Genomic DNA, 12706 nt, shown 5'->3' with positions numbered 1-12706 from the left:
CCGATTAAATTTTTGTACCGTCGCGCCAGACAACGCGGCGGGCCTGCGGACGGCTGATGAGATCGGTAAGGTCTTCGGCATCGTGCCATATGAAGCTGGCCAAGCCGTCCACCTGAAGGGGCTGTATGCGCTCGCTGCCGATAAGTCGGGAGGGCAGGGTAGTGATGCTGTCGAGCCATTCCTGCGGTTCGACATGGCAGACCGGCGCTGCAAGACGCAGTATGGCGAGTGGGTCATAATTGCCATAAGGGTAGAATGCATCGCCAACATTGTCAGAGCCGAGCATGACATCCATGCCCGCTGCTCGCGCTTCCTTGAGAGGCGCGACACCGCGCTGGCGCGGAGATTTCCCCCCGATCCGATCCTGTAGATAAAGATTGGTTGTTGGCAGCGACACGAGCGCGGTGCCTGCATCGGCGGCGGCATCAAGAATCCGCTGCAGTTCGTCCGGCCCGCGCAGCGATAGTGAACAGGCATGGCCGCACAGCACTCGACCGCCCATGCCATGATGTCTGGTGGCCGATACGATCAGCGAGAAGCCGTCCGCTTCTACCTCCAGCCCTTCATCGACATGAAAGTCGAGGTTGAGGTCGTGCTGCACGGCAACACGGAACATCTCTTCGATTTTGGCTTCAAGATCGGCATTGCGATAGAAGAACGCGCCGAACACGCCGCCGTCTTTTGCAACGCGGGCTGCGATTTGCGAACCCGCATCAAGCACCAGATCGCCATGGACGAGCGCTGCAAGCTGGAGGTCGAGGCGGTCTTTCCATTCCTGACGCAGTTCGTTGAGAACGGGCCAGGCAGTGGGCACTTCCGGTGTCGTCCAGTCAACATGGCTGCGCATCGCACCGACGCCTTGTTCAAACGCGGCCTGAAGGCCCTGGGTCGCGCGGGCGCGAATATCCGCCTCGCTCCAGTTCTTCCGGTCTGTGTTCATCAGGTCGATTGCGTCGAACAGGCAATCCACCTTGGCGTCGCCATTTTCAGCAATGCGCCGGATCGTAAAAGTCTTGTCCAGATGGACATGAATATCTGCGAAAAGCGGTGTGACGAAGCCACCATTCCTTGCCTGCGACGGTACAAGCGAGGCGATACGACTGTCTTCGATCTGGATGTCGGAGTGCCCGGTGCGACCGGCTATGGCTACCCCTTGCAACATTCTAGCGCTCACGACGGATCTCGCTTTCATGCCAGCGTCCGAGGACAAGGCGCGACAGCCAACTTGTCACGAGGAAGATCACGATGCCGAGCAGCGATACGAGGAAAAGTGCCGCAAACATGCGCGGAATTTCGTTGCGGAAGCTCGATTCCAGAATGCGTGAGGCGAGCCCTGTGCTCTGGCCTGCCGTACCGGCAACAAACTCAGCGACAACTGCGCCGATCAGTGACAGGCCACCGGCGATTTTCAGCGCGGCCATGAAATAAGGCAATGCGCTTGGCGCCAGCAGATAGCGCAGGCGCTGCCATGGCGAGGCACGGTAGAGCCGGAAAAGATCGCGCAGGTTGTGGTCGGCGCTGCGCAATCCAATCACGGTGTTGGACAGGATCGGGAAGAACGCCACGATCCATGCACAGATCAGCAGGGCTGAAAAAGTATCACGCACATAGATGAGGATCAGCGGCGCGATAGCGATGACCGGCGTTACCTGAAGGATAACGGCGAATGGAAAGAACGCCATTTCTATGGGGCGGGAGAGGGCGAAAATCATGCCGAGCAGAATGCCGCCGATAATTGCACAGCCGAGCGAGATCAGGGTCAACTTGACCGTAAACCACATGGAGGCCATCAGCGATGGCCCGTCCTTTATAAGCGTCTGAGCAACCAGCGAAGGCGCAGGGATCAGGTAATGCGGCACCTGATAATAACGGACGAGACCTTCCCATATGCCAAGGGCGATTATGATCGCCAGCGTCGGCATGACAATACGCAAGGCGCGCTCGCGCCGGGCGAGGCGATCCTGTTCGACATTCAGGACAGGCAGTTCGGTTTGTATCGGATTCATCGTCCTGTCCTCAATGATCGATATCTTCGGAGGAAAGTGTCGCGGTCAGCGCGTCGGACACCTTGGCGCAATATCTCGCGTAGGCATCGGTTGTGCGGTAGTTTTCGGCACGTGGGTAGGGGCCGATGATCGGTATGTCGGCCACAACGCGGCCCGGTCGGGCAGCCATCACCACTACCCGGTTGGACAGATAAACCGACTCATAAACGCTGTGGGTTACGAAAATCACGGTCAGACCGTGTTCCTGCCAAAGTCGCAGAACGTCATTGTTGAGCTTGAAGCGCGTCATCTCATCCAGCGCCGCAAATGGCTCGTCCATCAACAGAAGACGCGGACGCGTAACCAGAGCACGAGCGATGGAAACGCGCATTTTCATTCCGCCGGACAGTTCCCTCGGAAATGCCGTGGCAAAGCGGGACAGGCCCACTTGTGCCAGCGCTTCTTCGACGCGCGGGGTTGCTTCCTTGCGGGCAATGCCGGACAGTCGCAACGGCAAATAAACATTGTCGAAGACGCTGGCCCACGGCATCAGCGTCGGCTCCTGAAATACGAAACCGATATCCTGCGCGCCGATAGGCCCCTTGCCGGGAGCGTGGCCGTTGATACGGATATTTCCGGCTGAAATCGATTCCAGGCCGGCGATCATGCGCAACGCCGTGCTCTTGCCGCAGCCAGAGGGGCCGAGAAAGCTGACGAACTGGCCTTGTTCGATCCTGAGCGACATGTCGCTCACGGCCATCACGCCGGTACCATATTGCTTGTAGACGCCGTCTATCTCGATCAGGGAGGATGGAGCTTGCGAGTTGGGGGCCACGCTCATTGTCCTTACCAGGCTGTTTTGTTGTCGAGCCAGGAGAGCGGCGCTCGTTCAATTTCCGCCAGAACCTCTACCAGGCGCTCGGCGGCAAAATCGATCGTCGCTCGACCTTTCTCCGCGGTCGCGAGCGTCGCATCACCAGCAGCGCCATAAGGATTGATATCCTGAATCTGCCAGGCAGGCTTGGCGCCGCCGCTCAGCGAAAGATGTTGGAAATCACTTGCAAAAGTTTCCGTAAGCGTTCGGAAATCCTGTACTTTCGACATATCGACGAGATCGGGATGCATCTCCAGCATCACTGAGGTTTCCATGTCGCCGGCATGAATGCCGTGCTTCAGGTCGTGATCGCTGTATACACCTTCCGGCATTCCAAGGCCGAACCAGTTGATGCTTACAACAAGCATGTTGTGACGGATGCGAAGCTCCCGCGCTACGATATCCATGACACTGATCTGGCCGCCATGGCTATTGAGCAGCGCCATCTTGCGGACACCGCTTCCTGCCACGCAAGCGCCGATCTCGCACCACATGCGAATGATGGTCTCGGCTGAAAACGTCAATGTGCCAGGGTAACGGCTGTGCTCATTGCTCTTGCCGATGGCTTGCGTCGGCAGGAAAAGCGCGTGGCTTGTTTCAGGCAGGCGGGCGATGGTTTCCTTGACCATGCCGTCAACGATGGCAGCGTCGACGGCCAGCGGAAGGTGTGGTCCGTGCTGCTCGATTGCACCAACCGGCAGAACCGCCACGAGCTTCTCACGCTCGAGGCGGGAGAATGCCTCGCTCGTATAATCGGACCAATATCGTTTCAAGACTGCAACTCCTACACGCTCGGGCCAAGGGCGTTAGAGCGCATCCCGAAAAGTGTGAAACGGTTTTCGGAACAAGATGCGCGTCAAACCAGATTTGAGTGCATCCTACTAAACAATCTGACCGATCGGTCAAACTAAATGTTTTAAATATACGGATTGCGTGCAATTAAGGTGTGAATCCGTGGCTATTTGGTCACGTGACGGGCCGCGACAGGTTTATGATGTGCGGAAAGTTCCGGAGGTCCTATGGACGAAAGATGCATTATCATTGGGGCTGGCCATGCTGGCTCGCAGGCTGCGATCAGTCTTCGGCAGGAAGGCTATGCAGGCGAAATCATTCTCATCAATGACGAAACCGATATTCCCTATCATAAGCCCCCACTGTCGAAATCCTATCTGAAAGCGCCGGAAGGGGGCGGTCTGGTTCTGCGTCCGGAATCGGCCTATCGCGACAATAATATCGAGATGATGTTTGGCCATCGCGTCGATGCCGTATCTATTGCAGACAAGACGGTCACACTTGATGACGGGCGAGTCCTGAGCTGGTCGGAACTGATCTTCGCGACCGGTGCGCGTGCTCGCATTCCCAATTTGTCAGGTGTCGAGCTTGACGGTGTTTTCACGCTCCGCCGGATGGAGGATGCCCGCCGCATCGCGGCAGCAATGCCCAGTGTTGAGAATGTGGTCATTATTGGCGGCGGCTTTATTGGTCTGGAAATGGCTCATAGCGCGATCGCGCTTGGCAAAAAAACGGTTCTGATCGAGGCAGCACCTCGTGTGCTGGGGCGTTCGGTTGCAACGCACATCTCCGCCCACGTGGAAGCGCGGAGCCGCGCCGCCAGTATCACAGTTTTGACGGGTCTCGGCGTGACGGCCATTGAGGGTGAAAATGGTCGCGTGACAGGCGTGGAAGCTGCAGACGGAACCAAATTCCCGGCCGATATGGTTGTGATCGGTACGGGTGCGGTGCCAAACGTGGAGCTTGCTGTTATGGCTGGGCTTGCGATCGACAACGGCATTGTTGTGGATGAGAACCTGCGCACGTCTGCGGGCCACGTCTACGCTATCGGCGATTGCGTAAGCTATGATCATTTTCAGGCCGGTCGTCGGGTGCGGCTTGAATCGGTGCAAAATGCGACAGATCAGGCAAAGCATGTCGCTCGTACCATTGTGGGCCGCGAGGCGCCGTTTAGGGAAATTGCATGGTTCTGGTCGGATCAGGGCGATATGAAGTTGCAGACGGCAGGCCTGTCCTTTGATGCCGACCGGCATATCCTTTCGGGAAACCCGGAAGAAAATGCATTCTCCATCTTTCACTTTGCCGGTGACAGGCTTGTCGCTGTAGATTCCATCAATCGCCCGGCAGATCATATGATCGCGCGTCGGCTCCTGGCCGCGGGCATTAGTCCGAGCGAAGCAGATGTTGCTGCCGGGGCGGCAAGGTTGAAAGAAATGCTGGCCGCTGCGCCGAAAGCTTGAGGATATACGATGAGCACTTTGAAACATCTGCTACCCGCCGACATGGCCGCACCTTTTGCCGCCTACAGCCATGGCGTGAAGTTAAAAGCCGGTGCAGAAATGGTTTTCTGTTCCGGTCAGCTCGGCATCGCGCCGGACGGAAATGTACCGGAAGACGCCGGCGCTCAGGCAGAACTCTGCTTTGAAAATATAAGCCGCATCCTGCGCGATGGAGGCATGGACCTATCCAATGTGGTGCGTATCAATGCCTATGTCACCGACCGAGCCTATATGCACCCATATATGGATGTTCGCGACCGGCTGTTCCCGCAGCCCGCGCCAGCCTCGACACTGATGATCGTTTCCGGTTTCACGCGTGAGGAGTTCAAGGTCGAGATAGAGGTGGTCGCGGCGCGGTAATCGCCAAACGAAAACACCCGTCGCGGGAGGAAGCGACGGGTGTTTTATGGGGAAGACCGGACTTGGGAGGAGGATATCCGGTCTTGTATCACCGAGGGAATGGGAGGAGGAGAAAACACCCCGGCGATATTCTGGAAACTGTAGGACCGCGCAATTATGGGGACTCGCGATCCTTGAAGAAGGCCAATGCCTTCCGGTGCGCTATTAGCGAGCAGCGGCCTTGCGTGCGACGAACGGGATTTCCGAAGGCAGGATGCCGAGGTCGTTCAGTTCACGTGGGCTCAGGCGGCTCAGTTCGTTTACAGTGTTACGGTAACGGCGCCAGTTGTTGTACGAGCGGATCAGGTTCATTTCTCTCACCTAGTAAAAATCTTATCTCTTTGTTGCAACCAGCATATAGGCTCGAAGCATTTCGAATTGGAGAGACAGATTTGCATAGCTGCAATGCGTTTAAGCTTGTCAGTTGCACGTCTTTTGCGCAGCTCGGTCATCATGCGATCACAATCTCATGCCGAATTGGGGAAATCGGCTCGATTCAGGCTGCTTCGGCGGCTAACCGGTTAAAAATTCTTTAAAAATTTACCGTCCAGAAAGTTGCTCCCACAAATTGTAGCGGCGCAACTGTCTGTTAATTCGTCTCACGCGCCTAATTGCGCGATGTCCTTCGTGTCGTGACAGCCTTGTATAATGAAGTATAGATCCGGGTATCCCGGAGGCTTCGAATTTTGTCGCAAAAGTCCGGGAAATCGTCGGTTAGAGACAACAATTCCACATGACTTGCGCCCCGGATTGGGTTAAGGGAGTTTTGTCGGGTGTCGGGATGCCATATCGTATGACGTTCTTGCACTGTCTGTCTGCGGGAGAGCGCCAATTGGCCGCCGAAGGGGAAATCGCCCGAAATCTCTCAGGTACAAGGAACCGCAGACCGGTAAGACAACTCTGGAAAGTCGGGGGCAACCCTGCGCCGAAGGTGTAAGTATGGCTTTAGCCATGCGAGTCTCTCAGGCCTGAGACAGAGGGGCACGAAGCAACCGCATTTTGCGGAGGCACACGTGCGACTCTGGAGTTGTTATGGGCGATACCGCACATTTGAATACCCTGCCTTTGCAGGATCTGCATGAACAGGCTGGCGCGCGCTTCGGCGGATTTGCCGGCTGGAACATGCCGATAACCTATCCGCTGGGCGTCATGAAGGAACATCTTCATACGCGTGAACATGCGGGCCTTTTCGACATTTCTCATATGAAGCTGATCGAGGTTTCGGGCGCGGACGCTGCCGCACTTCTTGCTGAAACCTGTCCGCTTGACCCGACTGTGCTGAAGGAAGGCCAGTCTAAATATACGTTCTTCCTCAACGAAAATGGCGGCGTGCTGGATGACCTGATCGTCACGCGCCTTGGTGAAGACCGTTTCATGGTCGTTGCCAATGCTGGCAATGCCGATGCCGATATCGAGCATCTGAACGAAGCTGCTTCCGGCAAGAACGTAACCGTCAATCCGCTTGACCGGGTATTTCTCGCCCTTCAGGGGCCCGAAGCTGAAAGCGTCATTAATGATGCCGGTCTCAAAGGTGCGGAGCTTGCCTTTATGAGCGGTTTCGAGCCGAAGCAAGGCTGGTTCATGACCCGTTCGGGCTATACCGGCGAAGATGGTTTCGAGATTGGCCTGCCAGCCGATGAGGCCCGCGCGCTTGCAACCAGGCTGCTTGCCGACGAGCGCGTCGAATGGATCGGCCTTGCCGCACGCGACAGCCTTCGACTTGAAGCCGGTCTCTGCCTGCACGGTCAGGATATCACGCCGGAAACCGATCCGGTTTCGGCCGGCCTCACTTGGGCGATCACCAAGCCTGTGCGGGAAAAAGCTGCATTCAACGGCGCAAAGGCCGTTCTGGACGCCATTGCCAAGGGCGCTGCTGCCAAGCGTGTGGGCCTAAAGCCGGAAGGCCGTCAGCCGGTCCGCGCTGGCGCCGATCTTTTTGATGAATCCGGTCGCCAGATCGGCACCGTTACTTCCGGTGGGTTTGGCCCATCGGCAGGTTTCCCGGTCGCCATGGGTTATGTAGAGGCAAGCCTCGCTACCCCCGGCACACGTGTCTTCGCTGACGTTCGCGGCAACAAGGTGCCCGTTGACGTTTCGGCACTTCCCTTTACTCCGCATCGCTATCGCAAAGGATGATTTCCATGGCCAATATCCTGTTCACCGAAGATCACGAGTGGATCAGCGTCGAAAACGGCGTTGCCACTGTCGGCATTACGATCCACGCACAGGAACAACTGGGTGACCTCGTTTTCGTCGAGCTGCCGGACGTCGGCCGCACGGCGACCAAGGGCGAAGGCATCGTGGTTGTGGAATCGGTCAAGGCCGCTTCCGATGTTTATGCACCGGTCGATGGCGAAGTGGTCGAAGTCAACGAAGCCGTTGCAAGCGATCCGGCTCTTATCAATCAGGCTGCGGAAGGCGAGGGCTGGCTGTTCAAGCTGAAGCTTTCGGATGAAAGCCAGCTTTCCGGTCTCCTCGACAAGGCCGGTTACGACAAACTGGTAGGATAACGCGATGACCCAGCAGGTTCTTCCCTTTGTTGCCCGCCATATCGGGCCGAGACTGGAAGACGAGCGCGCAATGCTTGCGGCGCTCGGCCTTCCTTCCATGGAAACCCTCATCACCCAGGCGGTTCCGGCGTCTATCCGTCTGAACCGTGCGCTTGATCTGCCGGCGCCGCTCAGTGAATCCGATGCGCTTGCAGAGCTGAACGCCATCATGGGCCGCAACGTGGTGAAGAAGAGCTTCATCGGCGCGGGCTATCATGGTGTGCATACGCCGCCGGTCATCCAGCGCAATCTGTTTGAAAACCCTGCCTGGTACACCGCCTATACGCCGTACCAGTCGGAAATCAGCCAGGGTCGTCTTGAGCTTCTGTTCCACTTCCAGACGCTGGTTGCAGAACTGACCGGCCTGCCGGTCGCCTGCGCCTCGCTTCTCGATGAAGCAACTGCGGTTGCTGAAGCCATTGGCGTTGCCTGCCGTCATCACCGCGACAAGCGAAGCCGTATCCTGCTTGCAGGCGAACTGCATCCGCAGACGGTTGATGTGGTGAACACCCGCGCTGAACCGCTCGGCTGGCAGATCGAAACCGGCAGCACTCTCGATGAAAATACTGCTGCCATCGTCGTGCCGTGGCCGGATACACGCGGCGTCTACGGCGACTTCAGCAAGGTGATTGCCGATGCGAAGGCCAAGGGCGCACTCGTTATTGCCGTTGCCGATCCGCTGGCGCTGACGATCATGGAAGCGCCTGCGACGTGGGGCGCGGACATGGCTGTTGGCTCCATGCAGCGTTACGGCGTACCGATGGGCTTTGGGGGCCCACATGCAGCATATCTGGCTGTGTCGGAACCTCTGACTCGCATCATTCCCGGCCGCATCGTCGGCCAGTCGGTCGATGCGCATGGCCGTGCGGCCTATCGTCTGGCGCTCCAGACCCGTGAGCAGCATATCCGTCGCGACAAGGCGACCTCCAACATCTGCACTGCGCAGGCCCTGCTTGCCAATATGGCCGCATCCTTCGCGATCTGGCATGGCCCGGCAGGCTTGCAGGCGATTGCCACCCGCGTTGCCGGTCTTGCTGCCCGCTTTGCTTCCGGCCTCAAGGCCGCGGGTGTCGAAATCGCAGGCGATAGCCTGTTCGATACGGTCAGCATCAAGGTTGCCGGAAAGGCGAAGGCCATTGCTGACGAAGCTGACAAGGGCGGTCGTCTGCTTCGTGTCATCGATGCGGACACGGTCGGCGTAACCTTCGATGAAACCTCGACCGAGGAAGATCTTGCAGCGCTTGCCGTTCTGTTTGGTGCCAAGCTGGTCGACGGTGACAAGGTTCTCGTGCCCGGCAAGGGACGCGGTGAAGGCTTCCTCACGCAGGAAGTATTCCATTCGCATCGTTCCGAAACCGAGATGATGCGCTTCCTGCGTCGTCTGGCCGACAAGGATCTGGCGCTTGACCGCGCAATGATCCCGCTTGGCTCATGCACCATGAAGCTCAATGCGGCAGCAGAAATGATGCCGGTGAGCTGGAACACGGTTGCTAATCTGCATCCGTTTGCGCCTGCGGCACAGACCGAAGGCTATGCCAGGATGACGGCGGATGTCGAAGCTTGGCTTTGTGAAGTCACCGGCTTTGCTGGCGTTTCGCTACAGCCAAATGCAGGTAGCCAGGGCGAATATGCTGGTCTGCTGGCAATTCGCCACTATCACCAGTCGCGGGGCGAAGGTCATCGCAACATCTGCCTTATTCCATCGTCTGCACATGGCACCAATCCGGCCAGCGCCTCGATGGCTGGCATGAGCGTTGTCGTGGTCAATTGCCGTCCAGATGGCGATATCGACATCGACGATCTGAAAGCCAAGGCCGAGAAGCATCGTGATAATCTCGCTGCCTTCATGATCACCTATCCTTCGACCTATGGCGTGTTCGAAGAAGGCATCAAGGCGTTCTGCGAAATCGTCCATGAAAATGGCGGTCAGGTCTATTTCGACGGTGCGAACCTCAATGCGCTGGTTGGGCTCGCCCGTCCTTGCGACATTGGCGCTGACGTCTGTCACATGAACCTGCACAAGACCTTCTGCATCCCGCATGGCGGTGGCGGTCCGGGCGTTGGCCCGATTGGCGTTGCCAAGCATCTGGTGCCTTATTTGCCGGGCCATGTGGATATCGGTTCCAAGCACGCTGTTTCGGCGGCGCCTTTCGGTAGCGCATCCATTCTGGTCATCACGTGGATGTATATCCGCATGATGGGCGGCGCTGGTCTCAAGAAGGCGACCGAGGCTGCGATCCTCAATGCCAACTACATTGCGCATCGTTTGAAGGACGCTTATCCGATCCTTTATACCGGCGCACATGATCGTGTGGCGCATGAGTGCATTGTTGATACGCGAGTTCTGAAGGATAGCGCTGGCGTGACTGTGGAAGACGTGGCCAAGCGCCTCATCGACTACGGTTTCCATGCGCCGACCATGTCCTGGCCGGTTGCCGGTACGCTGATGATCGAGCCGACCGAGTCTGAACCGAAGTCGGAAATCGACCGTCTTTGCGATGCGATGATTGCCATTGCAACTGAGGCGAAAAAGGTTGCCGATGGTGTCTGGCCTGCGGACGACAATCCTCTTGCCAATGCACCGCACACGGCAGGCGATACGCTGGCGAGCGAATGGACACATCCTTACACCCGTGAGGAAGCAGTGTTCCCGGCAAGCGCTATCAATGGCGATTTCGACGCGACAGCAAAATATTGGCCACCGGTCAGCCGCGTGGATAATGTGGGCGGTGACAGAAATCTCATCTGCTCATGCCCGCCTGTAGCTGCCTACGGATAAGTTGAAGCGCAGTTTTGCCGACAAGAAGCGCCGCGGAAACGCGGCGCTTTTTTTGCGCATGGACAGGCAGAATTTATTGATTAACTGGATTTCAGTTAATCTGCTTGGAAAGCCGCTCGGGTCGAGGCGTCTCTCCCGGATTGTTCTTTTAAAACAGAAAGATGTGCTGGTTGCATCTATGCGGTGAAATGAGACGCTAGCCGGATTTCAGGCAAAAAAAGAGCCGGACTGGGAAGTCCGGCTAAGTTATGAAGGTGCCTTATAGGCAAACCTCCAGAGGGGAACACTTACCGCGCGCAATGGGAGGAGGCACAGCGGTAAGTGACTGTGATATGTATCACCTTGCTCCAATCTTCAACCCCTGAAACACGAAATTTTTGACCATTTCGGAAAATTCTGAAACTTTTCCCATTTTGACCGTTCCCAGCGGGTCATTGGTCAATATTTGTGTTCCTCAACGGACAAGTCGTGCTTCAAATCGAAACAATCTTTCGTCGTGGTGGTCTCGCTCGACTCCAAGATCGATTCCGAGGCTCGAAGCTTCTTGGGAGCGATCACACAACAAACGATAGCATCGCTTCATCTCGACGCGAATTACCACCGGGATCGCAAAAACGACGACGATACCAATCTCAATCTCGAAGAGATAAAGGTTGGGCGAAAGGGAGAGAGGAAGTCGTGATCCGTGGCCTGCTCCGGATCGAGGCCAGTTTATCTCTGCCCACTGCATCTGCTATCCGGTTACGCGGAGATGACTTAGGTGCATTTTCAATGCCTTATACAATTCTATCATCCAGTCACAGTTATAAGCTTCTGAAATGGTTAGAATAATTCTAAAACATTCCTGCGCTGGTCAACTTCATTTAACTTGCAGGGCTGGCAGTGCGGATATAAAAGATGACCAAATGACGAAGGCTTCATGCCGGGTTTGAAGAGAAGCGACCATCGGACAGGCCGATTTCTCTGTCTTTTGGATAGTCGGAATGCTTGTACCTTTTCTCATCATGTTCCGCGAAGGCGTGGAAGCTGCGCTGATCGTCGGGATTATTGCCACTTATCTCCATCAAACCGGGCGTAGCGCCTGGATGCCTGTGGTCTGGATTGGCATTCTGCTGGCTTTGGCCATGTCGCTGACTGTTGGCGCTATCCTGCAGCTTCTGAGCGCGGAATTTCCTCAGAAAGCGCAGGAGCTTTTCGAGGCCATTATTGGTCTGATTGCGGTTTTCGTCCTCACTTCAATGGTGTTCTGGATGCGCAAGGCGGCGCGCTCCATCAAGGTGGAACTGCATCATTCCATCGATGCGGCGTTCCAAACCCCGACGCACAAGGGCTTTGGTCTTATTCTCATGGTCTTCTTTGCGGTGGCGCGTGAAGGGCTTGAATCCGTTTTCTTTTTGCTGGCTGCTTTCCAGCAGAGCGAAGGCCCGGCGGCGCCTGTGGGCGCGCTGCTCGGCGTTTTGCTTGCAGCGGCGGTTGGATACGGCATCTTTAAAGGCGGCTTGAAGTTGAACCTCCGCCGCTTCTTTCGCTGGACGGGCGTTTTCATCCTGATCATCGCGGCGGGCATTCTGGCCAATTCTGTCATGGCGCTGCATGAGGCAGGTATCTGGAACCACTTCCAGGCAGTCGTTTTCGACGCGAGCGACATTCTCCCGCTAGACAGTACGCTCGGCTCAGTTCTGGCTGGGGTTTTCGGATATATCGCAACGCCGACTGTCAGCGAAGTGGTCGCCTATGTGGCTTTCCTCGTTCCGGCACTCATCCTGTTCCTCATGCCAGCGAGCGGATCAGTGGCCGCAAGCCAGATCAAGACAAGCGCACAATAAAAG

General features: G+C 56.7%; 11 protein-coding genes and 1 riboswitch. Of the genes, 6 read left to right on the top strand and 5 right to left on the bottom strand.

The features are described from left to right. Positions 1-4: 4 nt before the first annotated feature. Genes OINT_RS17025 through OINT_RS17010 form a run of 4 tightly spaced genes read right to left on the bottom strand, consistent with a single transcriptional unit; the run spans position 5 to position 3632 of the window. The gene (locus OINT_RS17025) at positions 5-1162 is read right to left on the bottom strand and encodes an amidohydrolase family protein (RefSeq protein WP_006471987.1); all 1158 of its coding nucleotides are present in this window, start codon (positions 1160-1162) and stop codon (positions 5-7) included. A gap of 1 nt (position 1163) precedes the next feature. After that, on the bottom strand, positions 1164-2006 hold the full coding sequence (locus OINT_RS17020) for an ABC transporter permease (RefSeq protein ID WP_006469133.1): 843 nt from the start codon (positions 2004-2006) through the stop codon (positions 1164-1166). A gap of 10 nt (positions 2007-2016) precedes the next feature. Then, a complete protein-coding gene (locus OINT_RS17015) occupies positions 2017-2826 on the bottom strand; it encodes an ABC transporter ATP-binding protein (protein WP_006469132.1) in 810 nt (269 codons plus the stop codon). A 5-nt stretch (positions 2827-2831) separates the two neighbouring features. Next, the gene (locus OINT_RS17010) at positions 2832-3632 is read right to left on the bottom strand and encodes a creatininase family protein (protein WP_006469131.1); all 801 of its coding nucleotides are present in this window, start codon (positions 3630-3632) and stop codon (positions 2832-2834) included. A 246-nt stretch (positions 3633-3878) separates the two neighbouring features. Here OINT_RS17010 and OINT_RS17005 point away from each other — a divergent pair, with 246 nt between their 5' ends. Both OINT_RS17005 and OINT_RS17000 read left to right on the top strand, forming a co-directional pair. Then, the gene (locus OINT_RS17005) at positions 3879-5111 is read left to right on the top strand and encodes an NAD(P)/FAD-dependent oxidoreductase (protein ID WP_006469130.1); all 1233 of its coding nucleotides are present in this window, start codon (positions 3879-3881) and stop codon (positions 5109-5111) included. 9 nt (positions 5112-5120) lie between these two features. Next, positions 5121-5510, top strand: coding sequence for a RidA family protein (locus OINT_RS17000; RefSeq protein ID WP_006469129.1), 390 nt, complete (start codon positions 5121-5123; stop codon positions 5508-5510). A 204-nt stretch (positions 5511-5714) separates the two neighbouring features. Here OINT_RS17000 and OINT_RS23095 read toward each other — a convergent pair whose 3' ends face one another. Further along, entirely contained in the window at positions 5715-5861 is a 147-nt protein-coding gene (locus tag OINT_RS23095; protein WP_002965914.1) for a DUF1127 domain-containing protein, read from the bottom strand. 496 nt (positions 5862-6357) lie between these two features. After that, a riboswitch (glycine riboswitch) is annotated at positions 6358-6441 on the top strand. Positions 6442-6581: 140 nt separating this feature from the next. Here OINT_RS23095 and gcvT point away from each other — a divergent pair. From gcvT to efeU, 4 genes are all read left to right on the top strand, one after another. Continuing rightward, on the top strand, positions 6582-7685 hold the full coding sequence (gene gcvT / locus OINT_RS16995) for a glycine cleavage system aminomethyltransferase GcvT (protein ID WP_006469127.1): 1104 nt from the start codon (positions 6582-6584) through the stop codon (positions 7683-7685). 5 nt (positions 7686-7690) lie between these two features. Continuing rightward, positions 7691-8059 (top strand): glycine cleavage system protein GcvH, encoded by a 369-nt coding sequence (gene gcvH, locus OINT_RS16990; protein ID WP_006471988.1) that lies wholly within the window; start codon positions 7691-7693, stop codon positions 8057-8059. 4 nt (positions 8060-8063) lie between these two features. Next, positions 8064-10877, top strand: coding sequence for an aminomethyl-transferring glycine dehydrogenase (gene gcvP / locus OINT_RS16985; RefSeq protein WP_006469125.1), 2814 nt, complete (start codon positions 8064-8066; stop codon positions 10875-10877). A gap of 983 nt (positions 10878-11860) precedes the next feature. Then, the gene (gene efeU, locus OINT_RS16970; RefSeq protein WP_006469121.1) at positions 11861-12703 is read left to right on the top strand and encodes an iron uptake transporter permease EfeU; all 843 of its coding nucleotides are present in this window, start codon (positions 11861-11863) and stop codon (positions 12701-12703) included. The last annotated feature ends 3 nt before the right edge of the window (positions 12704-12706 follow it).

Source organism: Brucella intermedia LMG 3301 (assembly GCF_000182645.1).
GTDB lineage: Bacteria > Pseudomonadota > Alphaproteobacteria > Rhizobiales > Rhizobiaceae > Brucella > Brucella intermedia.
This window is presented reverse-complemented; position numbering and strand designations above follow the sequence as displayed.